This is a genomic window from Achromobacter sp. B7, assembly GCF_003600685.1.
Classification (GTDB): Bacteria; Pseudomonadota; Gammaproteobacteria; order Burkholderiales; family Burkholderiaceae_B; genus Achromobacter; species Achromobacter spanius_B.
Window position 1 is genome coordinate 4424115 of the sequence record NZ_CP032084.1, and the last position, 21916, is coordinate 4446030.

Annotated in this window: 19 protein-coding genes; 4 read left to right on the forward strand and 15 right to left on the reverse strand. The window is 67.0% G+C overall.

The window, feature by feature from the left end:
- Positions 1 to 338: 338 nt before the first annotated feature.
- Positions 339 to 761: a GreA/GreB family elongation factor gene (locus DVB37_RS19940; RefSeq protein ID WP_046807288.1), complete on the forward strand. Its 423-nt coding sequence runs from the start codon at positions 339 to 341 to the stop codon at positions 759 to 761.
- Positions 762 to 954: 193 nt separating this feature from the next.
- Here the strand turns inward: DVB37_RS19940 and pcaG are convergent, their stop codons facing one another.
- From pcaG to mdlC, 7 genes are all read right to left on the reverse strand, one after another.
- A complete protein-coding gene (pcaG, locus tag DVB37_RS19945) occupies positions 955 to 1563 on the reverse strand; it encodes a protocatechuate 3,4-dioxygenase subunit alpha (RefSeq protein ID WP_120156549.1) in 609 nt (202 codons plus the stop codon).
- 9 nt (positions 1564 to 1572) lie between these two features.
- The gene (gene pcaH / locus DVB37_RS19950; RefSeq protein ID WP_082134649.1) at positions 1573 to 2358 is read right to left on the reverse strand and encodes a protocatechuate 3,4-dioxygenase subunit beta; all 786 of its coding nucleotides are present in this window, start codon (positions 2356 to 2358) and stop codon (positions 1573 to 1575) included.
- The gene (locus DVB37_RS19955; RefSeq protein WP_120156550.1) at positions 2355 to 3326 is read right to left on the reverse strand and encodes a ketopantoate reductase family protein; all 972 of its coding nucleotides are present in this window, start codon (positions 3324 to 3326) and stop codon (positions 2355 to 2357) included. Before DVB37_RS19955 ends, pcaH begins: the two co-directional genes overlap by 4 nt.
- A complete protein-coding gene (locus tag DVB37_RS19960) occupies positions 3323 to 4780 on the reverse strand; it encodes an MFS transporter (protein WP_120156551.1) in 1458 nt (485 codons plus the stop codon). Before DVB37_RS19960 ends, DVB37_RS19955 begins: the two co-directional genes overlap by 4 nt.
- Positions 4781 to 4811: 31 nt before the next feature.
- Entirely contained in the window at positions 4812 to 6041 is a 1230-nt protein-coding gene (locus DVB37_RS19965) for a 4-hydroxybenzoate 3-monooxygenase (protein ID WP_120156552.1), read from the reverse strand.
- 107 nt (positions 6042 to 6148) lie between these two features.
- Positions 6149 to 7639, reverse strand: a complete 1491-nt coding sequence (locus DVB37_RS19970) for an aldehyde dehydrogenase family protein (RefSeq protein WP_120156553.1) — start codon at positions 7637 to 7639, stop codon at positions 6149 to 6151.
- A gap of 108 nt (positions 7640 to 7747) precedes the next feature.
- Positions 7748 to 9283, reverse strand: a complete 1536-nt coding sequence (mdlC, locus tag DVB37_RS19975; protein WP_240434163.1) for a benzoylformate decarboxylase — start codon at positions 9281 to 9283, stop codon at positions 7748 to 7750.
- A gap of 252 nt (positions 9284 to 9535) precedes the next feature.
- Between mdlC and DVB37_RS19980 the strand changes: the two genes are divergently transcribed.
- Positions 9536 to 10450, forward strand: a complete 915-nt coding sequence (locus tag DVB37_RS19980) for a LysR family transcriptional regulator (RefSeq protein WP_046807282.1) — start codon at positions 9536 to 9538, stop codon at positions 10448 to 10450.
- Positions 10451 to 10485: 35 nt separating this feature from the next.
- Here DVB37_RS19980 and DVB37_RS19985 read toward each other — a convergent pair whose 3' ends face one another.
- The 5 genes from DVB37_RS19985 to DVB37_RS20005 all read right to left on the reverse strand — a co-directional run bounded on the left by DVB37_RS19985 (position 10486) and on the right by DVB37_RS20005 (position 16721).
- Positions 10486 to 12180 carry a long-chain-fatty-acid--CoA ligase gene (locus DVB37_RS19985; RefSeq protein ID WP_120156554.1) on the reverse strand — a complete coding sequence of 565 codons (1695 nt, stop codon included), beginning with the start codon at positions 12178 to 12180 and terminating at the stop codon, positions 10486 to 10488.
- A gap of 40 nt (positions 12181 to 12220) precedes the next feature.
- Positions 12221 to 13396 carry an acyl-CoA dehydrogenase family protein gene (locus DVB37_RS19990; protein ID WP_240433944.1) on the reverse strand — a complete coding sequence of 392 codons (1176 nt, stop codon included), beginning with the start codon at positions 13394 to 13396 and terminating at the stop codon, positions 12221 to 12223.
- The gene (locus tag DVB37_RS19995) at positions 13393 to 14217 is read right to left on the reverse strand and encodes an SDR family NAD(P)-dependent oxidoreductase (RefSeq protein ID WP_120156555.1); all 825 of its coding nucleotides are present in this window, start codon (positions 14215 to 14217) and stop codon (positions 13393 to 13395) included. The genes DVB37_RS19990 and DVB37_RS19995 overlap by 4 nt, the downstream gene beginning before the upstream one ends.
- 88 nt (positions 14218 to 14305) lie before the next feature.
- Positions 14306 to 15490, reverse strand: coding sequence for a lipid-transfer protein (locus DVB37_RS20000; RefSeq protein WP_120156556.1), 1185 nt, complete (start codon positions 15488 to 15490; stop codon positions 14306 to 14308).
- 166 nt (positions 15491 to 15656) lie between these two features.
- A complete protein-coding gene (locus DVB37_RS20005) occupies positions 15657 to 16721 on the reverse strand; it encodes an AraC family transcriptional regulator (protein ID WP_120156557.1) in 1065 nt (354 codons plus the stop codon).
- A gap of 193 nt (positions 16722 to 16914) precedes the next feature.
- Here DVB37_RS20005 and DVB37_RS20010 point away from each other — a divergent pair, with 193 nt between their 5' ends.
- Together DVB37_RS20010 and DVB37_RS20015 are read left to right on the forward strand one after the other, a co-directional pair.
- Positions 16915 to 18084, forward strand: coding sequence for a CaiB/BaiF CoA-transferase family protein (locus DVB37_RS20010; protein ID WP_046807277.1), 1170 nt, complete (start codon positions 16915 to 16917; stop codon positions 18082 to 18084).
- A gap of 111 nt (positions 18085 to 18195) precedes the next feature.
- Positions 18196 to 19194: a tripartite tricarboxylate transporter substrate binding protein gene (locus tag DVB37_RS20015; RefSeq protein ID WP_120156558.1), complete on the forward strand. Its 999-nt coding sequence runs from the start codon at positions 18196 to 18198 to the stop codon at positions 19192 to 19194.
- Positions 19195 to 19251: 57 nt separating this feature from the next.
- On the opposite strand, the gene DVB37_RS20020 is transcribed toward DVB37_RS20015, so the two are convergent.
- From DVB37_RS20020 to DVB37_RS20030, 3 genes are all read right to left on the reverse strand, one after another.
- A complete protein-coding gene (locus DVB37_RS20020; protein ID WP_006220931.1) occupies positions 19252 to 19626 on the reverse strand; it encodes a tautomerase family protein in 375 nt (124 codons plus the stop codon).
- Between the two features lie 145 nt (positions 19627 to 19771).
- The gene (locus DVB37_RS20025) at positions 19772 to 21025 is read right to left on the reverse strand and encodes a glycine betaine/L-proline ABC transporter ATP-binding protein (protein ID WP_120156559.1); all 1254 of its coding nucleotides are present in this window, start codon (positions 21023 to 21025) and stop codon (positions 19772 to 19774) included.
- Positions 21022 to 21879 carry a proline/glycine betaine ABC transporter permease gene (locus DVB37_RS20030; protein WP_104144186.1) on the reverse strand — a complete coding sequence of 286 codons (858 nt, stop codon included), beginning with the start codon at positions 21877 to 21879 and terminating at the stop codon, positions 21022 to 21024. Before DVB37_RS20030 ends, DVB37_RS20025 begins: the two co-directional genes overlap by 4 nt.
- Positions 21880 to 21916: the final 37 nt, after the last annotated feature.

The following is a 21916-nucleotide window of genomic DNA, read 5'->3' on the forward strand; positions in this document are numbered from 1 at the left end:
TTTTCAGAATATTCCGACACACGCATGTGGCAATGGCCTATATACTCGCCTATTGCCGACAGCAGATTGGGCGCCAAACGCGCAAAAACTGCACCGCTTCGACGCTCGAATCAGCCCGGTAATCATCTCTTTCCGGGGTCCGAAGCCTGCTTTAGGGTGGGCTAGCCGCAGTAAGCCGCAACGTCGGCGCGCTGCCCGGGCACGATCCACACCGTACGCTTCGTCGCGGCACCGCTTGAACATTCTCTTCCCAAAGCGCTGTCATCTCCTCCATTGCCTCGCCCGCGCACGCCGAAAGGCCTACGCCTAGCGGGGCCTTTCGTCCAAGAAGAACCGACATGAACGCCGTGCCGCAAGACAAACTCATTACCGCCCTGGACCACGCCCGACTGCTGGGCATGATCACCCGCCCCGCCACCGCCGCGACCCTGTCGCGCGATGCCGTCGATGCCGCGCAGGAATTGCTGGACTCCGCGCCCATCATCGCCATCGAGGAAGTCACGCCCGACATCATCACGATGCGTTCGCGCGTGCGCCTGCTGAACGACAAGGGCGATGAAATGGTTGTCACGCTGTGCTATCCGGCCGATGCCAACCTGGCGCAGGGCCAGGTGTCGGTGATGTCGCCGCTGGGCCTGAGCCTGATCGGCTCGCGCACCGGCCAGCTGGTCACGTGGACGGCGCCGAACCAGACCGAGCATTCGGCCAGCATCGAAGAAATTCTGTACCAGCCCGAAGCGGCTGGCGACACCACGGCCTGATGCAACGCGGGCGGTGTCATACCCCCCGCATTGGCAAGGCGCTGAAGTTTTCAGCGCCTTTTTTTTCGCGGTGATTTTCAGGCCGAATGTTCAGGCCAATATTCAGGCCGAATATTCAGGCCGAATCTTCGGGCCGAATCTTCAGGCCGAATCTTCGGGCCGGGTTTTTGCCCGGATCGCGTGATGGCGCAGGCTACACGTCGAAGAACACCGTTTCGTACGGCCCCTGCATATGGACGTCGAATCGGTAGATAAGCTCGCCACCCCGCTCGTCCTTGCGCGCCAGCAGGCTGTGGCGCCGCGCGGCATACACGGAATTTAAGACCGCGTCCTCTGCATTCGCCTCGGCCTCGTCCTGGAAGTACACGCGCGTGAACACGTGCAGCAACAGCCCTCGCATGGTCACGATCATGTCGATATGCGGCGCCTCGCCGTCTGCCTGCGACGCCGGCTTGACCGTGTGAAACGCGTAGCGGTGGCCCAGGTCGGTGCCCGTGCCGCAACGCCCGAAGCCCCGAAACCCCATGGCCGATGCCTCGTACACATTGCGCGGATACCGGCCCTGCCCGTCCACGTGCGAGATTTCCACCAGTGCGTCCGACACCGGCATGCCATCGCCGTCCAGCACACGGCCTTCCAGGCGCATGCGCGTACCGCGCGCCTCGTCATCCGCCAGCACGGTGTCAAAGGGCTGATCGAAGTCGTAGCCGTACTGCGCCGCCGTCAAGCCGTACGCGAAATACGGGCCGACCGTCTGCGATGGCGTCTGCCCAAAATTGTCTTGCAAGCCTTGCATCAACATGACCCCTCCTTAGCCGTTTTCAAACGGCGTGCAACGCGCCCCGCGCAGCACGATGTCGAACTGATATCCCAACGCAAAACCTTCTTCGGTCAGGCCCACGCTGAAGTCCGCGATCAGCCGGCTGCGCGCCGCTTCCGGCGTACCGTTCAGCATCGGGTCGAAGGCATGCAACGGGTCGCCCGGAAAGTACATTTGCGTGACCAGCCGTGTACCGAAGTGCTGGCCGAAAAGGGATAGATGAATATGCTGCGGGCGCCAGGCGTTGGGATGGTTGCCCCAGGGATAGGCGCCCGGCTTGATCGTCAAGAAGCGGTATCGCCCGTCCGCATCGGTCAGGCAGCGGCCCGCGCCCAGGAAGTTCGGGTCCAGCGGCGCGTCGTGGCGGTCGGCCTTGTGCACATAGCGGCCGGCCGCATTGGCCTGCCAGATTTCGATCAGCGTGTGCGACACCGGCCGCCCAAGATCGTCAACTACCCGGCCGGCCAACACCATGCGTTCGCCGATGGGTTCACCATTGCGGCGCGCATTGCGCGTCAGGTCGTGGTCCAGCTTGCCCACACTGTCGTCGCCAAAGACCGGCCGGCGCATTTCGCCCAACGCCGCGGCCAGGGGCACGAGCGGCAGTGTCGGGCCGCGCAATTGCGTCGAACGATAGTCCTCGTAGAGATAGGCCGGATGGCTGGCCCAGTCGCGCGGCGACAGGCCCGCGGGTGGGCGCGAGCTTGACGCCAATGAGGGTCGCGATGACGGGCGCCGCGGCTGCGGCGGGACAGGAGCGGTTTCGGATGAGGTCATGGGTGTCTCTCGGTCGGAATATCAGATTGGCGCGCCTGGATCAGGCGCACCAGGCCCAGCAACAGGGCGGTGTGTGGCACCGGCACGCCCGCCGCGCGCGCCCGCGCCACCACTTCGCCGTTGATCGTTTCAATTTCGGTAGGCCTGCCCGCCAGCACGTCTTGCAACATCGACGGCTTGTGGCCGCGATGATGCGCAATGGCGTGCGCGACGCTGGCATGGCAGGCCGCCGCGTCGGCGTCGACGCCACTTGCGCGCGCCACGGCGATCACCTCGGACACCACGGTGCGCGCCAGCATCGGGCCGTCAGCCACCTTGCCCAACTGACCCACCGCGCAGCCCGAGACGGCGCACAGGCTGTTAAGCGCGGCGTTGAAGGCCACCTTTTGCCAGATCGCCTTCCAGACGTTGGGGTCGACTTCGCATTGCAAACCGGCGTCATTGAGCACTGTCGCGATGTGCATGACGTCGGTGTCTACGTTGCCGTCGCCTTCACCATCCCCGCCGCTACCGCGCGCCTGCCACATGCGGATCACGCCGCCGCCATGCGATCTGACGTGGCCGGGCCCCGCCAGATCGGCCGGCCACGTTGTCATGCCGACCAGGATGCGCGCCGGGTCCACATGGCGCGAAACCGCTTCCAGGTTGCCCAACCCGTTCTGCAAGGTCAGCACCCGCGCAGGTGCGCGCAGCAGCGGCGCCACGCTGCGTAGCGCGGCGTCGGTATGCAGGCTTTTGGTGAAGAGGATCAACAGGTCCGGCGGCTGCCGGTGGTGCTCGGGCCGCGCCACCGTCATGCCGTGGATGCGCCTGTCGCCCTGGTCGGTCTCCAGCCGCAAACCGCTGCGGCGTATCGCCTCCAGATGGGCATCGTCGATATCCAGCAACGTCACCTGCCGACCGCTCTCGGCCAGCAACCCGCCAAACAGGCAACCCATGGCGCCCGCGCCCAGCATCGCGATATTCATCGTGTGCCCCCCACGACGGCAACGGTGCGCAGCGGCGGCGCCGCGCGCCTGCCGGGGATATGCCGGCGCACCATCAGCAACGCAATCAGCGCAAACACCATGACCGTGCCCAGTAACAGCAGGTAGCCCTGCGCGCCGCCCAGCGTGATGACGGTTGCGCCGACGAAGGCGCTAAGGATGGCGCCAAGACGCCCGAAAGCCAGCGCCCCCGCCGTGCCGGTGGCGCGCACGCCGGTGGCATAGACGTACGCGCACAGCGCATACATGGTGGATTGCACGGCGTTGACGAACAGCCCGTGAACGCCGAACCCAAACACCAGCAAGGAAGAGCTTTGCCGCACGTCGACCATCAGCATCAGGAAGGCGCTGCCCAGCGCGCCCACGCAGCAGATGGCAAGCGGCCAACGCGAGCCCCAGCGCGTCATGGCGACGGCGCACACCAGCGCCCCGATCACGCCTCCGAGGTTGTAGGCGGTCAGCCCGGACGCGGCCACCGCCAGCGGCAAGCCTTCCGAGGTCAGCATCGTGGGCAACCAGCTGAACGCGCTGTACACCGCCGTCAGGCACATGAAGAAGGCCACCCAGATGGCGATGGTGTCGGCGCCGTAGCCCTTCGAGAACAAGGCCCGCACGCCACGCTGCGGCTGGGCGCCCGGCTGTTCAAGCGCCTGCTCGACGGCGTCGGTGTAGTGCACGCCTTGCGGCATGGGCCGGCCCATGCGGCCCAGCAACGCGCCCAACTCGTTCCAGCGCTCGGGTCGGCGCGCCAGGAATCGGGGCGATTCGGGCAACGTGGCCATCAAGGCAAAGCCCAGGGCGATGGGCAGCGATCCGCCGATGAAGAACGAAGCGCGCCACCCATACAAAGGTAGGACATACGCCGAAAACAGGCCCGCCAGCATCCCGCCCAAAGGCACGCAGACGATGGTGGCCGTGACTGCCAGCGTGCGGCGACGCGCGGGCGTGAATTCGGCGGTAACCGTCGTGGAACTGGGCAGCGCGCCACCGATGCCTAGGCCGGCAATGAAGCGCAGCACGGCCACGGTCAGGGCATCGGGCGCCAGCCCGATGGCGCACGTGGCTGTGCCAAACACAAACACGCTGACGATGACGGCCATGCGGCGGCCGTAGCGGTCGGCGAACAGGCCGGCGCACGCGCTGCCGATCCCCATGCCGATCAGGCCGGACGCCACGGCGGGCGCGAAAGCCTCGCGCGTGATGCCCCATTCCTGGATCATCATCGGAATCGCAAAGCCGATCAGTTGGCCATCAAACCCGTCCATGACGATGGACATGGCGGCAAGCATCACCACAAACTTCTGCATGGACGTGAAGGGGCCGTTGTCCAGCAGGTCGCCGACGTCGGCGCTACCGGGGTCGGCGCTACCGGGATCGACGTTACGGCGGTCGGGCGGCGCGGCGCGAACCGCCGCGTTCTGGGCACTACGAGTCATGCTGGTTCTCCTTTGCGGAAATAGCCCGCGTTCAGTCCCAGGGCGGCGCCATGGGCAGCCCCACATAGTTTTCCGCCAGCGTGGTGCACGCGGCGCGTGATTGCGTCAGGTAGTCGAGTTCGGCGTCTTGTAGCTTGCGGTCAAAGGCGTCCGCGTGGGGATAACGGTGCAGCAACGCCGTCATCCATTTTGAAAACCGCTGCGCGCGCCAAACGCGGCGCAAGGCGTCAGCGCTGTAGGTGTCCAGCAGGTCGTCTTTGCCATGCCGATAGAAACGAGTTAGCGCGCGCGACAGCAGGCACACGTCGGACACGGCCAGGTTCAAGCCCTTGGCGCCGGTTGGCGGCACCACATGGGCGGCGTCGCCCGCCAGGAACAGGCGGCCGTGCCGCATGGGCTCGGTCACCCTGCTGCGCATGCCGATGACGGTCTTGTCGAAGATGGGGCCTTCCTTGGGCGCCCAGCCGTCTGGCGTGGCCAGGCGGGCGCGCAGCGTGGCCCAGATGCGGTCATCGGACCAGTCGCAGGGGGCCTCGCGCGGGTCGCATTGCAGGTACATGCGTTGCACCTCGCGCGACCGGGTGCTGACCAGCGCAAAGCCGTCGGCGCCCAAGGCGTAGATCAGCTCGTCGGAAGACGGCGGTGCCTGGCACAAGATGCCCAGCCAGCCGAACGGGTAGCGGTGCTCAAGGGTGTGCAAGGCATGGGGGGCGATGGCGGCGCGGCTGACGCCGTGCGTGCCGTCGCAGCCCACGACAAAATCCGCGCGCAGCGAGACGGGGACGCCGCCGTCATCGCGGAACCGAACCACGGGTCCGGATGACGCCGTGGTGTGTGGGGCGCGGGGCACATCGTTGGCATGGGTGACGTCGTGCAGCGTGACGTCGGTGACGTTGAAGCGCACGTCGCCCCCCGCCGCCAACCGCGCATCGAGCAAGTCGTTGATGACTTCGTGCTGCGCGTAAACCATTACCGCGCGCCCGCCCGTCAGGTCGACAAAGTCGATACGGCGGTCAACGCCGCCAACCCGCAACACCGTGCCTTCGTGCCGAAAGCCTTCGCTGCGCAGCCGCCCGCCCAAGCCGACTTCGGTCAACACGTCGACCGTGCCCTGCTCCAGCACCCCCGCGCGCACGGTGGCGCGGATGGTTTCCTGGCCACGGCATTCCAGCACCACGGAATCGACGCCCTGCAAGTGCAACAACTGCGACAGCATCAGCCCGGCCGGGCCGGCCCCGATGATGGCTACCTGAGTACGCATACATGGTCCTTTGGCAAAGGGAAGGCGGAAAGGAAGGTGGAGTGGGAGGCGAAGTGGAAGGCGAAGTGGAACGCGAAGCCAACGCCGAGAGCAACGCCCGCCCCGCGTCAAAACGCGTAGTCACGTGGCGTGGTTTGCACCGTGAGCCAGCGCAGGTCGGTAAAGGCGTCGATGCCGGCCTTGCCGCCAAAGCGTCCCATGCCGCTTTCCTTCATGCCGCCGAACGGCATCTGGGCCTCGTCGTGGACGGTGGCCCCGTTGACGTGGCAAATGCCGGATTCAATCCGACGCGCCACGGCGATGGCGCGCCCCACGTCGCGCCCGAACACCGCCGACGCCAGCCCGTATTCGTTGTCGTTGGCGCAGGCCACGGCTTCTTCCACGCCGCTGACGCGCACGATGCCCGTGACCGGCCCGAAGGCCTCTTCGCGGTACAGCCGCATGCTGGGCGTCACGTGGTCGATCAGGGTGGCCGGCATCAAGGTGGTGTTGGACTTGCCGCCTGCCACCAAGCGGCCGCCTTGCGCCAGCGCGTCGTCGATCAGGGCATTGCAGAGCTTGACCGCGTTCATGTCGACCACGGCGCCCAGCGCCACGGCGGCTTCGCGCGGATCCCCCAGCGGCAGCCCGGCTGCGCGGTCGGCCAGCTTTTGCACGAAGGCGTCGGCCACCGTGCGGTCGACGATGATGCGTTCGGTGGCCATGCAGGTCTGCCCGGAATTGGCAAAGGCGCCGAACACGGCGGCACGCGCGGCCGCGTCCAGGTCGGCGTCATCGAGCACCACGAAAGGCGCCTTGCCGCCAAGCTCAAGAACGACAGGTTTCAGATGATTTGCGCACGCCGAAGCGATACGCCTGCCTACCTGCGTGGACCCCATGAAGCTGACGCGCCGCACCGACGGGTGCGCCACCATGGCCTCGACGACGGTGGCCGCGTCGGCCGGCGCGTTTGTGATGAAGTTCAGCACGCCTCGCGGAAAGCCCACCGCTTGCAGCGTGTGCATGACCAGCCCATGCGTGGCCGGGCACAAGCCGCTGCCCTTGAGCACAACGGTATTGCCGCAAGCCAGCGGCGTGGCGATGGCGCGCACGGCAAGAATGACCGGCGCGTTCCAGGCCGCGATGCCCAGCACCACGCCCGCCGGCTGGCGCACGGCCAGCGCCAGGTTGCCCGGCACATCGGACGGGATGACCTCGCCGCTGACCTGGGTGGTCAGCGCGGCCGCCTCCAGCAGCACGCTGACGGCAAGTTGGACATTGAACCGTGCCCAGCCGGCCGAGGCGCCGGTTTCAAGTGCCATGATGTCGGCAAACGATTGCGCCCGGGCCTGGATGGCTTCTGCCGCGCGCATGAGTAGTTGGCGCCGTTCACCCGGGCCGGTGGCCGACCAGGACGGAAATGCGGCCGACGCGGCTTGCACGGCGGCCACGGCGTCCTGCACGCTGGCCGCGGGCGCCAGCGAGGCAATGCTGCCGTCCAGCGGACTGTGGCGCTTGAACGTCAGGCCGTCGCGCGCGCCGGTGGCGTCGCCGTTGATCAATAGGGATACCTGCGCGGGAGAAACCTGCACGGGAACCTGCACGGGGGATACCTGCATGGCGCTGTGGCCTCCTTGGGGATACGACTTGCCGCGAGTTGGGGTCCGACGTCAGGTTCCAGGAACCTGGGGTCCGGAGTCAGACTCCGGAAACCCCGCGGACAGGATTCAGGACACCCGCACTTCAACCAGCGTGGGGCTGCCGCTGGCCATGGCGTCGGCCAGTACCGCGCCCAGGCGCGCGGCGTCCGACACGCGCACGCCGCCGCAGCCCAGCCCCCGGGCCAGCGCAACGAAGTCAATGCCGGGCAGTTCGGTGCCCATGACCTTGTCGTGCGGCCCGAAGCCGAATGCCGGCGCAAAGTCTTGCAGCGCGGCATAGCGGCGGTTGTTGAGAATGACGAAGGTGATCGGCAGCTTGTGCTGCGCGGCGCTCCAGAGCGCTTGTATCGAGTACAGGCTGGAACCGTCGCCGATCAGCGCGATGACACGCCGGTCGGGCTTGCCCAGCGCTACGCCCACCGCTGCGGGCATGCCATAACCCAGGCCGCCGCTGTCCATGGTGTAGAAGGTTTGCGAGCGCACGTGCGGCAGATAGTGCTGCATGACGGGTCGGGCGCTGGGGGCTTCTTCCACGACGATGTCGGACGGGTCGCGCATGGCGGCCAGCGTCTGCAGCACGAAGGCGGTGGACATCGGCGAAGACGGGCCGGGCGCGGGACTGGCGGCGCGCCGCGCGGGCAAGGGCCGCATGATGGGCGCGGGCCGCGCCAGCAGATCGCGCAGGCACAGGCGGATACTGCCCACGGCCGCCAGCCCCGCCGGCGCCCACGCCGCCGTGTCCGGGTCGTCGGTCAGCAGGCAAAGCTCGGCGCCGTCGGGCACGTGCGGCCCGGCGCCGTCGACGTGATAGGTAAAGGCGGGCGCCCCCACCACCAGGATCAGATCGTGCCCTTGCAGGCGGGCGACGATGCCCTCGCGCGCGGCCGGCAAAAACCCGGCGAAGAGGCGATGGCGTTCCGGGAAGCTGCAACGGCCCGACATGGGCGCGGCCCACACGCGCGCGCTGTGCAGTTCGGCCAGCGCCACGATTTCGTTCCAGGCGCCGTCGCGGTCCACGGCAGCGCCCACGACCATGGCGGGGCGTCGGCAGGCGTCCAGCAAGGCGCCGATGCGCCCGATGGCCTCGGGCTGCGGGCGCAGTTCAGTGCTGACGCCGCGATGCGCCAACGGCGGCGAAGGCGCGTCCCAGTCGTCTACGGGCACGGACACCAGCACGGGCCCACGCGGCGGCATCATGGCCAGGTAGTAGGCGCGCGCGATGGCCAGTGGCACGTCTTGCGCGCGGGCGGGCTCGGTGCTCCATTTGACGTAAGGCCGGGGCAACTCGGTGGCATTGCTGGAAGACAGGAAGGGGTCGAAGGGCAGGATGCCGCGCGCCTGCTGGCCGGCGACCACCACCATGGGCGTACGGTTCTTGTATGCCGTGAACAGGTTGCCCATGGCGTTGCCGACCCCGGCCGCCGAATGCAGGTTGACCATCGACGCATTGCGCGTGGCTTGCGCATAACCGTCGGCCATGCCTACCACCGTGGCTTCCTGCAAGCCCAGCACATAGCGGAAATCATCGGGAAACCCGCGAAACATGGGCAGCTCGGTTGAGCCCGGGTTGGCGAATACCGACGTCATGCCGACGCGGCGCATCAGGTCGTAGACGGCGTCGCGCACGGTGGGCGGCTGCGGGGGCGGGACCAGGTCGGACTCGCTACCAGAGGCGTTCAGCGCGCCTAAAAGGCCAAAAACGGGTCCGTTCATAGCTTGGGTCCTTGTGGTGAGGTGGCGGGGTTGACGAGGCGCCGGGCTGGGCCTGGGCACGGTCAACAGCGATGGCAGAGTGTCGCCCCCCCTAGCAGACTTGAGAATTGATATATCGAGACAAAGTCATTACGCTTTGGCATGCCATTCGACCTACACCAATTGGCGGCATTCAACGCGGTCGTAGCCGCCGGCAGCCTCGGACGTGCCGCCGACGCCATGCATGTCACGCAGTCCGCACTAAGCCGCATCGTGCGCCGCCTGGAAGGCCAGGTCGGCGCTCCACTATTCGAACGTCATTCCAAGGGCATGCAGCTGACCGATATCGGGCTGACGCTGTTGCCGCATTCCACCGCGCTGCTGCGCGATGCCGAAAGCGCCAAAGAGGAAATCCGTGCGCTGCTGGGGCTGGCCAAGGGCACCATCCGGGTCGGCACGGTGGGCAGCATTGCGTGCCTGATTCTTCCCACCGCGCTGACCCGAACCTGCAATCGCTGGCCCACGTTGCAGGTGCAGGTGGTGGAAGGCGTATGGGATCGCCTGGCCAGCGCGCTGCTGTCGCGCGAGATCGACCTGGCGCTGGGCGCGCATACCGACGACACGGACGAAATTGTCTCGGTGCCGGACTGCCGTTGGGAAGACACGAGCTACGTGGTGGCCAGCACCAGCCACCCGCTGCGCTCCCGCCCCGGTCTCAGCCTGGCCGATACGCTGGCGTACAAGTGGGCGATCCTGCCGCGCGGCACCGAGCCCTTCGAACACATGAACCAGCTATTCACGCGGCACCGCTTGTCCATGCCGGACGTCACGGTTGAAACGCGTTCCATCACGGTGCTGAAGAATCTGATTGCGCATTCGGAATTTTTGGGTTGGATGCCCGAACCGATGTATCACGCCGAACTGCGCGCGGGCCTGCTTGACCGGCTGCCGATTCCCGGCGCGTCCGACACGCGCATGCTGACGGCGTTTCGGCGCACGCAAGGGCTGCTGCCCCTGCCCGCCGCGAAGCTGCTGAACGAACTGCGCCAATTGACCAACGGCGTGCCGCTGCGGTAAGCGGCCGGGCGATACCGCCGCGCCACGCTGTTGCGCTAGCGGCCCGCCCGCCCCGCTTCCTGCAATTGCCGCCACAGGATCTTGCCCGTGCTGGACTTGGGCAGCGCGTCCACGAATTCAACGATGCGCGGCGCCTTGTAGGCGGCCATGCGGGCGCGGGCCCACGCGATCACCTCGTCTTCGCGCGCGCTGCCCAGGGCCTCGGGCCGCAGCACCAGCAGCGCCTTGACGGTTTCGCCCCGGCACGGGTCGGGCACGCCGATGACGCAGGCCTCGTGCACGGCGGGATGCTCGTACAAGGCGTTCTCGACCTCGGCCGGCCACACCTTGTAGCCCGACGCATTGATCATGCGCTTGAGCCGATCGGTGATGAAGAAATAGCCGTCCTCGTCCACCCGCCCCAGGTCACCGGTGCGAAAGTAGCGTTCGCCTTCCAACATGAAAAACGCCTCGTCATCGGCGGCCGCGTTGTTCCAGTAACCCAGCATCAGCTGCGCGCCGCGTGTGACCAGTTCGCCCACTTGCCCGGCCGGCAATTCTTCAAGCGTAGCCGGGTCCACCACGCGCGTATCGACGCCGAAAGTCGGCACTCCGATGCACTGGCGCTTGTTGCGGTGCATGGGATTGCAGTGCAGGAACGACGCGGTCTCGGTCAGCCCATAGGCTTCGTTGAAGACGATGCCGTAGCGCTCGGCCAGCATGGCCGATACCGCCTCGGGCATGGGCGCGCCGCCGCCGCACAACAAGGCCAGGCGCGACAGGTCATACGATTCGATGTCGGGCTGCGCAAAGAAGTCCACCACCATCGCCGGGGGCGCGGCCCACACGCTGACGCGATGCCGCGCCATCAATTGCGCGGCCACCTGCCGGTCCCAGCGCGGCAGCAGCACGACGGTGGCGCCCAGCAGGATGGGCAGGTTCATGCAATTCTGCATGCCCAGCAGGTGAAACAGCGGCGCCACGCCCATGATGACGGCTTCGGACGTCAGCCCACGCCACAGCGCCGACCCCGTCACCGCCGCGCCCAGCGTGCCGTGCGTGTGGCGGCAGCCCTTGGGCCGCCCGGTGGTGCCGGACGTATAGGGCAGCAGGCACAGATCGCCCGCGTGCGCCCGGTGCGGTTTGGGCGGCGCGTTGACCGCCAAGGCGCCGTACCAGGGCACGCCGCCCGGCATGTCTACCTTGTCGCGCGGCGCGGCGATCCAGTCGGGCGGCGGCGTCTGGCCATCGCCGCCCTCGCCCAGGTAGTCGGAATAGGCATGGACGATGACGCGTTCCAGCCGGCCGTCTTCAACAAAGCCCGCCAGCCGTGGCGCCAGTTCCTGCGCGGCAAACGCCACGCGCGCACCGCTGTCCTTCAGATAGTGATCCAGCTCATCTTCCGTGCTCATCGCGTTCACCGGCACCACGACCGCATCGGCGCGCAGCACGGCGTAGTAGGCGATGATGAATTGCGGGCAGTTCTGGCTCAGCAGCAGCACGCGGTCGCCGGCTGCAACGCCCGCGCTGTGTTGCAGATAGCCGGCCATGGCGTCGACCTCGCGCTTCAGGCGCGCATAGTCCAGCACCGTGTCGTAGAACACGATGGCGGGCTTGTCGGGATAGCGGGTGGCCGACGCCTCCAGATTGAAGACGAGGCTGGAGCGGGGCTGGTTGATGTGGGCCGGCAAGCCCTTGGGCCATACCCGGGGCAATACCTTGGGCTCCAACCGAAAATGCGCTTGCTGCATGCGTGTCTCTCTCCGAGTCCCGCGCAAGGTGCCGGCCGCTTTACGCGGCCATGCCCCGCGCGATGATTTCTTTCATGATTTCATTCGAACCGCCGTAGATCTTGCCCACGCGCGCATCCGCGTACATCCGCGCAATGGGCGTTTCCAGCATGTAGCCGTAGCCGCCGTGCAATTGCAGGCATTCGTCGATGACCTGGCAGTTCATCTGGGTGGTCCACCACTTGGCCATCGCGGCGGTGGGCAGGTCCAGCGTGCCCTGCAACTGGCGCGCGATGCAGTCGTCGACAAAGCGCGCGGCGATGGTCGCCACCGTTTCGCATTCGGCCAGCTTGAAGCGCGTGTTCTGCATGTCGATCAGCGCCTGGCCGAAGACCTGCCGCGTCTTGGTATAGGCCACGGTGTCGTCGACGGCGCGCCGCATGGTGGCCACCGCGCCCACCGCGATCAGCAGCCGTTCGCGCGGCAATTGCTGCATCAGCTGCGTAAAGCCCTGCCCTTCGGCCTCGCCCAGCAGGTTGGCGGCGGGCACGCGCACGTCGTCAAAAAACAGTTCGGCCGTATCGCCGCTTTTCTGGCCCAGTTTTTCCAGCAGCCGCCCGCGCCGAAAGCCGGGCAGATCATCCGTTTGCACCATGATGAGCGACACGCCGCGCGATCCGGCGTGCGGGTCGGTCTTGGCCACCACGCAAATCAGGTCGGCGTGCAGGCCGTTCGTGATGAAGGTCTTGGAACCATTGAGGACGTAGCTGTCGCCGTCGCGCCGGGCCGTGGTGCGCACGCTTTTCAGGTCGGACCCGGCGCCCGGCTCGCTCATCGCGATGGCGCCCACGCGCTCGCCGGTGGCCATGCCCGGCAGCCAGCGCTGCCGCTGCGCCTCGGTGCCGTAGTTCAGGATGTAGTGCGCCAGGATGGCGCTGTGCACGTTGTTGCTAAAGCCATGGACCATGGCGCGCGCCTGCTCGGCCGCCACGATGGCTTCGTGCGCGAAGCTGCCCGCGCCGCCGCCATAGGCCTCGGGCATGCTGACGCACAGCAGGCCCAGGCGCCCGGCCCGTGTCCAGATGTCGCGATCGGCGTGCTGCTGCTTGCGCCAGCGTTCTTCGTCGGGCGCGAATTCCTTTTCGAAGATGCGGCGCGTCGCATCCTGGAACAACGCCAGGTCGGCGTCCATCCACGCGGCGCGTGGCGGTTCCATCGGGTTAGGCAGGCGCGTCATGGGCGGCCGCCACCCACGACCAGCACCTGCCCGCTGACGTAGTTCGATTCAGGCAGGCAGAACAGATAGACCGCGCCCGCTGCCTCGGCGGGCGTGCCGGCGCGGCCCAGCGGGATCAGGCTTTCGGCGTTCTTGTGCACCTGCGGGTTGACGCCCACCTTGATCTGGCGCCCCTGGATGTCCAGCGTGGTGTCGCCGTCGGCCACGGCGTCGGTCAGCCGCGTCTTGATCAGGCCGAACGCCACGCTGTTGACGTTGACTTTGTAGCGGCCCCATTCCTTGGCCAGCGCGCGCGTCAGGCCGTTGATGCCGGCCTTGGCGGCGGCGTAATTGGCCTGGCCGGCGTTGCCCATCACGCCCGAGGTGGACGAGATATTGACCACCTTGCGGAACACTTCGCGCCCTTCGGCGGCCTCGGCCTTGGCGGCTTCGCGGATGAAGCCGGACGCGGCGCGCAGGATGCGGAAAGGGGCGGATAGATGCACGGCAAGGATTTCATCCCATTGCTCGTCCGTCATTTTCTGAATGACGTTGTCCCAGGTGTAGCCGGCGTTGTTCACGATGATGTCCAGGCCGCCGTAGGTATCGATTGCCGCGTTGACGAAACGGTCGGCAAAGCCCGGCGCGGTGACGCTGCCGGGGCATGCCTGGGCCTGGCCGCCCGCTTGGCGGATGCGTGTCACCGTGTCTTGCGCCGGTCCGTCGTCCAGGTCGTTGACGACAACCCTTGCGCCTTCGCGCGCCAGTTTCAGCGCGATCTCCTGGCCGATGCCACGGCCCGAGCCGGACACCAGCGCTACCTTGCCTTCAAGTGTTCCCATCGTTGTTGTCTCCTGACTGGGTGCGGGGCGGCGAGTATCGGGTATCGATCCGCCGCCAGATGTTGGATGCGTGTGGCGCTGGCCGCCGTCACGCGGCCTGGTACAGCGTGACGACGCAAGCGCCGCCCAGCCCCAGGTTGTGCTGCAACGCCAGACGCGCGCCCTCGACTTGCCGCAAGTCGGCCTGCCCACGCAACTGCCAGACCAGTTCGGCGCACTGCGCCAGGCCCGTCGCCCCCAGCGGATGGCCCTTGGACAGCAGGCCGCCAGATGGATTCGTCACCACGCGGCCGCCGTAGGTGTTGTCGCCATCGACAATGAATTTTTCGGCTGTGCCCTCGGGCGTCAGGCGCAGGCCCTCGTAGGTGATCAATTCGTTTGCCGTGAAGCAGTCATGCAATTCGACGACATCAAGGTCGGCGGGGTCCACGCCCGCGGCCTCGTACACGCGGTCGGCGGCGGCGCGCGTCATGTCCAGACCGACCAGCCGGCGCATGTCGGCGGTGTCGAACGTGGACGGCGTGTCGGTCGTCATGGCCTGCGCGGCGATGCTGACGGCGGGCCGCAAGCCGTGGCGCCGCGCAAACGCGTCCGAACACAGAATGGCCGCCGCCGCGCCGCAGGTGGGCGGGCAGCATTGCAGGCGCGTCAGCGGATCGAAGATCATGGGCGCGTCCATCACTTCGGGCAGCGTGACGGTATTGCGGAATACGGCGTAGGGATTGCGGGCCGCGTGCTGGCGCGCCTTGACCGAGATGCGCGCGAACGTATCGGCGCGTATGTCGTGCTGCTTCATGTAGTCGCGCGCGGCGCCGCCGAAAAATTGCACGGCGCGCGGCGTGGCGGCGTCATAGCCCTGCGCGTCGGTCATGGCCGACACGAAGCCGGCAAGTGGCGACGGCCGGTCTTCGTACACGCCTTTCAGCGCGCCGGGCACCATTTGTTCAAACCCCACGGCCAGCGCACATTCCACCGCGCCGCTTTCCACGGCCTGCCGCGCCAGGAACAGCGCCGACGAACCGCTGGCGCAATTGTTATTGACGTTGAAGACGGGAATGCCGGTCAGGCCCACGCCATACACCACGGCCTGGCCCGAGGTGGAATCGCCATAGACGTATCCGGCATAGGCTTGCTGCACGGCGTCGTAGGGCACGCCCGCATCGGCCAGCGCTTCTTGCACGGCGCGCATCCCCATCACGGAATAAGGGTCGCTGGCGCCGGGTTTGCAGAACGGAATCATGCCGACGCCGGCCACCCATACTTTTCGATTCATGCGGGGTTCTCCTGAAGTGTGTCGCGGTGGCGGGCTGCGGGTCGGCGGATCGGCGTGTTTGCAGATTTTGGATTGCAGATTGCAGTTTGCGGATTGCCATCGTCACCGACCTTGCCCAGCCCGTAGCTTGGCGGCTTGGCGCGGCGCGCGGCAATGGCCGCAGGCGTCAAACGGATTGGCGGAAAGTGTCAGGGGCCGACGGCGCGCGGCCAGGCATCGATGCCGGTGCGCAGGTCAGCTGGGTGCGGCGGTATTCGCCGGGAGACACGCCGGTCCATTTCTTGAACGCGCGATGAAAGGTGCTGGGTTCGGAAAAGCCCAGCCGCGCGGCGATGTCCACCAGCGACAGATCCAGACGGCCCAGGTATTCAACGGCGGCATCGCGCCGCAGATCGTCCTTCAGTACCTGAAAGCCCTGCCCCTCGTCGCGCAGATGGCGCCTGAGCGTTTGCGGCGTCATCGACAGCTGCGCGCTGACCTGCGCCAGCGATGGAAGATCCCCCGACAAGTCGTTGCGCAGCAGGCGGCGGATGCGATCGGTAAGCGTGGCGCGGTCTTGATACTTCACCAGCAGGTCGAACGGCGCGTTCGCCAGAAAGGCGTGCAGCGCCTGCGCGTCCTGCACCACGGGCAGGGCCAGCCACCGGGCATCAAGCCACAGGCCGGTGTCGGGCCGGCCGTACCGTACCGGCGCGTGAAAGACTTTTTGCGCGTCGGCGCTACGCGCGCCGGCTTTGTAATCCACGCCCAGGATGGGCAGGCGGCGCCCCGCCAGCCAGTTGGCCACGCCCAGCGTGAAGAACAGAAACGTGCGCTCGCCGTACCACTGCGTGCAGTCCGGCGCGCCGCGGGCGTCCAGCACGATGCGCGCGGTATCGCCGCTGACGCACAGCCGCGCGGTGAAGTCGCGCAGCACGCCATGGTAGTAGCGAAACGCCACGCGCAGCGCCTGGCCCACGGTGCCTTCCTGCAAGGCCAGCCGGCAGGCGTGGGCAAAGGCGCCCAGCGGCACCGGATGGCGCCCCATGCCCAAAAAATCGTCACGCGTGGCGCGCCGCAACATCCGCAGGATCTGTGCGAACTGGGCCTGCGATACGCGCGCCAGTGGCGCATGCAACAAGGCGGGCGGCACCTGGGCGCGCCGCAGCACGCGTTCCACGTCCACGCCGCGCGCGCGGGCGCCTTGCAGGATCTGGGCGATGTGCCCCACGGCGATGGTGTGATGCGTCATGGCGGATTCCTACGGCGGGGGCGCGAACCGAGTCGGGTCGATGGTAGCGAAAGCCATGCGGCCAAGGAATGCCCGGCGTGAGCATTCCCGCCAAGCGGAATCATCCATTTCGCCATTGGATCGGCGCAAAGCCGCGCCTAGACTGGCTTTTGCCGCTGGCTGGCTGCCTCTTCGTATTTACCGGAGTCCCTCTTTGGATACGCCGAACACCGCCCCGCTTGCGGGCATCAAGGTGCTGGACCTGTCGCGATTGCTGCCCGGCCCGCTGGGCGCGCAGTACCTGGCCGACCTGGGCGCCGACGTCATCAAGATCGAGGACACGCAAGCGGGCGACTACGCGCCGCCCGCGTTGCGCGCCGTGTGCAACCGCAACAAGCGCGGGCTGCGGCTGGACCTGAAGCATCCCGAAGGGCAGGCGGCGCTGGCACGGTTGGCGCGCGACGCCGATGTGGTGGTCGAGAGTTTCCGGCCCGGCGTGACGGCGCGGCTGAAGGCCGACTACGCAACGCTGTCGCGACACAATCCCCGGCTGGTGTATTGCAGCATCACGGGCTACGGGCAGGATGGCCCGCTATGCGATGACGCGGGGCATGACCTGAACTATGCGGCGGTTGCGGGCGTGGCGGACCAGATGGGGTGTGGGCCGGATCAACCGGCCTTGTCGAACCTGCCGGTGGCCGACATTCTGGGCGGCTCGCTGACGGCGGTGATGGGCATCCTGGCGGCGCTGGTCGATGCGCAGCGCACGGGGCGCGGACGCTATGTGGATATCGCCATCGCCGACGGCTTGCTGGCGGGCGCGGTGGTGCCGCTGGCCACGCTGAACGCGCACGGCGCGACGCGGCCCGCCGGCGGCGACACCTTGTCGGGTGCGCTGGCGTGCTATGGCCAATACCGAACGCAAGACGGCCGCTATCTGGCCGTCGCGGCATTGGAACCGAAGTTCTGGGACACGCTGTGCCGCAGGCTTGAGCGGCCGGATCTGCTGGCCTGGCATCGGGATGAAGACGCGAGACGGCAAGCGTGGGTGCGGTCGGAATTGCAGCAACGGTTTGGATCGCAACCGCTGGCGCATTGGCTGCAATTGCTGGACGGCGCCGACTGCTGCGTCGCGCCGGTGCTGAAGCTGGCCGAAAGCCTGGCGCATCCGCACTACGCCGCGCGCGGCATGGTGCACGCGGCGCGGCACCCGGAATACGGGGCCGGCGCGCAGGTGGCCAGCCCGGTAAAGATGTCCGGCTTTCAATTCGCCATCCGACGCCAGGCGCCGCTGCCGGGCGAACACACCCACCAGATCCTGCGCGACGCCGGCTATGACGACGCCGCCATCGCCAGCCTGTCCACGCGCGGCATTGCGCGTTGAGGCGGGCGGGAAGCCGTTGCCGTGCCCCTTGCTGTGACACTTGCCGCGCCTTGCGGTGCCTGTCGCTGTGCCCCTTGCTGTGCCCCATAACAAATCAGGACGGAGACAACCATGACGGATTCCTCTCGCAGCAGCATCGCCTTGCCCCGACGCCGCAGCCTGCTCAAGCTGGGGCTGATCTTGCCGGCCACGTTGGGCCTTTGGCGCGGCGCCCGAGCCGCCACGTTTCCGGCACGCCCGATCACGTTGATCGTGCCGTTTCCGGCGGGCGGCGCCACCGATACGCAGATGCGCGCGCTGGCCGTGGCGGCTTCCAAAGAACTGGGCCAAACCGTGGTCATCGCGAACCGCCCCGGCGCGGGCGGCACGTTGGGGCCAGCTGCGATGGCGCAGACGGCGGCGCCGGACGGCTACACGATCTCGGTGGTAGTGGGCACGCTGTTTCGCTACCCGTTCCTGCAACAGGTGAACTACGACCCGGTCAAGGACTTCACCTACATCGCCTGCATGACGGCCTATTCCTACGGCATCGTGGTGCGCCAGGACGCGCCCTGGAAAACGCTGGACGAACTGATCGCGCACGCGCGCGCCAACCCCGAGAAGATCAGCTACGGCGGCACGGGCGCGGGGGGCTCGGGCCGCATCGCCATCGAACGCCTGTCGCGCTTGACCGGGGCACGGTTCAACTTCATTCCGTACAAGGGCGCGGCCGAAGAAACGACGGCACTGCTGGGCGGCCACATCCAGATGGTGTCGGACGCGGGCTGGGGGCCGATGATCGACACGGGCCGCGCGCGGTTGTTGGCCATCGTCGGCGACGCGCGCGCCAAGCGCGTGCCCGACGTGCCGACGATGACCGAACTGGGCTACCCCATCGTGGCGACCAACCCTGTCGGTATCGCCGGCCCCAAGGGCATGGACCCGAAGATCGTCGCCGTACTGCAAAAGGCCTTCCACCGCGCCTCGCGCGACCCCGAGTACAACCGCGCGCTGGACAATGCCGACCAGCCGCACATGCTGATGGACAGCGCCGCGTACACGGAATTTGCAGTCAAGCAGGTGGCCGAGGAAAAACACTTCGTGGCCGAACTGGGCTTGAAGATGCAATAAGGCCGGGCGCAAAAAAGCCGCGCGGGATCTTCGCGCGGCGGATGCGGCAACGGCAGCTTAGCGGCCGGCGGCCTTGGCGCTGATGCCGTTGGCCACGCCCATGTCCACCTTGGGCACGTCGCGGATCAGCACCCGCACGTCTTCGCCCGAGATATCGATACTGCTGCACACGGCCTGGTTCAGCGCGGCGATCAGCGCGGCCTTCTTGGCTTCGTCGCGCCCTTCGATCAGCGCCACGTCGACGCGCACCATGCGCTTGCCGATTTCACCGGCCACGATCACGTTTTCAGCGGGCACTTCCTGCAAGACGATGCGCACGCTGGGCAGCGGCGCGGCAATGCTCTGGACGACCGCGTCGGACGCGGCGCGCAACAAGGCGGCCTTCTGGGCGGCCGAGTGGCCTTGCAGGATCTGGACATTCAAAATGGGCATGACGGCTTCCGGTGATTCGAACGGGGAATGCCGGACGCGTGGCCGGCCAGCCATCATAAAACGACTTTGCCCGGCTGCAAGCGGATTGCAGCCGGGCAAAGTCGATACGCCCTAAAACAGCGGGGCGCGGGGGTGCGAACGAGGGTCAGGCGGCCTGGTCGCGGGGCTCGTGCACGGGTTCGCTTGCCAGATCCATCGCGGCGGGTTCCGCCGTGGCGTTTTCCGTGAGCGCCGGCGTCACCAGTTCAACGACCTTCTTGCGCGACAGCATGCCCAGGAATTCGTCGTCTTCGCCGGTAACGGCAACCGGTTGGTCGCTGTGCACCAGTTGGGCCAGCACTTCGCCCAGGCCGGCGGTGGCCGGCACGGACGCCAGGTCTTCCACGAAACGCGACACATCGCGCACGCCTTCCTGGATGGCCTGCTCGGCCGCCTTGGCGGTCAGCACGCCGGCCAGGCGCTTGCCGTCCAGCACCGGCGCGTATTCGTAGTCCATGGCGCGCATGCGGTCCAGCGCATGCGCCGGACGCGAACGCATCGTCAAGGTCAGGCGCGCGGGGTTGACGGCGTGCGTGGCGTTCAGCACCTTGGTGCGGTTCACGTCTTGCAGGAAGGACTGCACGTAGTCATTGGCCGGATTCAGCAGGATGTCTTCCGGCGTGCCTTCCTGCACCAGTTCGCCGTCCTTCAGGATGGCGATGCGGTTGCCCAGGCGCAGCGCTTCGTCCAGATCGTGCGTGATGAACACGATGGTCTTGTTCAGCTTGGCTTGCAGTTGCAGCAGCTGGTCCTGCATTTCGCGTCGAATAAGCGGGTCCAGCGCCGAGAACGCTTCATCCATCAGCAGGATTTCGGCGTCGGTGGCCAGCGCCCGCGCCAGGCCCACCCGCTGCTGCATGCCGCCGGACAGCTGGTGCGGATACTGGTTTTCGAAGCCGGCCAGGCCCACCTGCTCAAGCCAGTCGCGGGCGCGCTTCTCGCGTTCAGCCTTGCCCACGCCCTGCACCGTCAGGCCGTATGCGGCGTTGTCCAGCACGGTGCGGTGCGGGAACAGGCCAAAGCGCTGGAACACCATGCTCATCTTCTTTTGACGGAAGATTTCGAGGTCTCGCTTGTTCAGGCTGACGACGTCCACGCCATCGACCAGGATGTGGCCGGCGCTGGGTTCGATCAGGCGGTTGAAGTGGCGGATCAGCGTCGACTTGCCGGACCCGGACAGGCCCATGATGACGTAGATGCTGCCCTCTTCAATCGACAGGCTGATGTCGCGCAGGCCCAGCGTGTGGCCGCTTTCGGCCAACAGCTGTTCCTTGCTCATGCCGCCCTGGGCGGCCGCCAGCCATTTCTTCGGATGCGATCCGAAGACCTTGTAGATGTTCTTGACTTCGATCTTGCTCATCGCTGGCCTCCCATGCGCATGCGCTGTCCATACGATTGCGTGATCCGGTCGAACAGCACGGCCAGCACCACGATACCCAGGCCCGCCAGCAGGCCACGGCCCACTTCCAGGCGGTTGATGCCCAGCAACACTTCATAGCCCAGGCCGCGCGCGCCGATCATCGACGCAATCACCACCATGGACAGCGCCATCATCGTGGTCTGGTTGATACCGGCCATGATGTTGGGCAACGCCAGCGGCAATTGCACGCCAAACAGTTGCTGGCGCGGGTTGGCGCCAAAGGCGCGCGACGCTTCCAGCACTTCGCGGTCGACCAGGCGGATACCCAGGTCGGTCAGGCGGATCAGCGGCGGCACGGCGTAGATCACGGTGGCGATGATGGCGGGAATCTTGCCCAGGCCAAACAGCATCACAACCGGAATCAGGTAGACGAAGCTGGGCATCGTCTGCATCACGTCCAGCACGGGCAGCATGATGGAACGCAGCCAGTTGATGCGTGCCATCAGCACGCCCAGCGGGATGCCGATCAGCACCGACAGGCCGGCGGCCATGATCATCAGCGCCAGCGTCTGCATGCCGGCGTCCCACAGACCCAGCACGCCGATGACGCACAGCAGCGCGCCCATGGCCAGGCTCAGGCCGATGCGGCGGCTGACGCCCCACGCGATCGCGATGGTGACGGCGACGACGGCCCACCAGGGCGAGCTGCGCAGCAACTGCTCCAGCCACACCAGGGCGTGCAGGACCGGCTGAGACAGGGTCTCTAGCGTGTCCGCGTAGTTGGTGACCAGGTGATCGACGAACCCGTCGATCGCCGCCCTGACCTGACGGGCGGGAATAATTTCAGGAAACATAGTTTCGACTCCATTCTTTGGCGCTTTCCGGCGGCCG

Bases quoted from the DNA above. Each gene is read 5' to 3' on its own strand.
- DVB37_RS19955 (WP_120156550.1), bottom strand. From the start codon at position 3,326: ATGAATATCGCGATGCTGGGCGCGGGCGCCATGGGTTGCCTGTTTGGC.
- DVB37_RS19970 (WP_120156553.1), bottom strand. From the start codon at position 7,639: ATGCAGGTATCCCCCGTGCAGGTTCCCGTGCAGGTTTCTCCCGCGCAG.
- pcaH (WP_082134649.1), bottom strand. From the start codon at position 2,358: ATGACCTCATCCGAAACCGCTCCTGTCCCGCCGCAGCCGCGGCGCCCG.
- DVB37_RS19965 (WP_120156552.1), bottom strand. From the start codon at position 6,041: ATGCGTACTCAGGTAGCCATCATCGGGGCCGGCCCGGCCGGGCTGATG.
- pcaG (WP_120156549.1), bottom strand. From the start codon at position 1,563: ATGTTGATGCAAGGCTTGCAAGACAATTTTGGGCAGACGCCATCGCAG.
- DVB37_RS19960 (WP_120156551.1), bottom strand. From the start codon at position 4,780: ATGACTCGTAGTGCCCAGAACGCGGCGGTTCGCGCCGCGCCGCCCGAC.
- DVB37_RS19995 (WP_120156555.1), bottom strand. From the start codon at position 14,217: ATGGGAACACTTGAAGGCAAGGTAGCGCTGGTGTCCGGCTCGGGCCGT.
- DVB37_RS19940 (WP_046807288.1), top strand. From the start codon at position 339: ATGAACGCCGTGCCGCAAGACAAACTCATTACCGCCCTGGACCACGCC.
- DVB37_RS19985 (WP_120156554.1), bottom strand. From the start codon at position 12,180: ATGCAGCAAGCGCATTTTCGGTTGGAGCCCAAGGTATTGCCCCGGGTA.
- DVB37_RS19990 (WP_240433944.1), bottom strand. From the start codon at position 13,396: ATGACGCGCCTGCCTAACCCGATGGAACCGCCACGCGCCGCGTGGATG.
- DVB37_RS19980 (WP_046807282.1), top strand. From the start codon at position 9,536: ATGCCATTCGACCTACACCAATTGGCGGCATTCAACGCGGTCGTAGCC.
- DVB37_RS20025 (WP_120156559.1), bottom strand. From the start codon at position 21,025: ATGAGCAAGATCGAAGTCAAGAACATCTACAAGGTCTTCGGATCGCAT.
- mdlC (WP_240434163.1), bottom strand. From the start codon at position 9,283: ATGCGCCGCGTCGGCATGACGTCGGTATTCGCCAACCCGGGCTCAACC.
- DVB37_RS20000 (WP_120156556.1), bottom strand. From the start codon at position 15,490: ATGAATCGAAAAGTATGGGTGGCCGGCGTCGGCATGATTCCGTTCTGC.
- DVB37_RS20020 (WP_006220931.1), bottom strand. From the start codon at position 19,626: ATGCCCATTTTGAATGTCCAGATCCTGCAAGGCCACTCGGCCGCCCAG.
- DVB37_RS20030 (WP_104144186.1), bottom strand. From the start codon at position 21,879: ATGTTTCCTGAAATTATTCCCGCCCGTCAGGTCAGGGCGGCGATCGAC.
- DVB37_RS20015 (WP_120156558.1), top strand. From the start codon at position 18,196: ATGACGGATTCCTCTCGCAGCAGCATCGCCTTGCCCCGACGCCGCAGC.
- DVB37_RS20005 (WP_120156557.1), bottom strand. From the start codon at position 16,721: ATGACGCATCACACCATCGCCGTGGGGCACATCGCCCAGATCCTGCAA.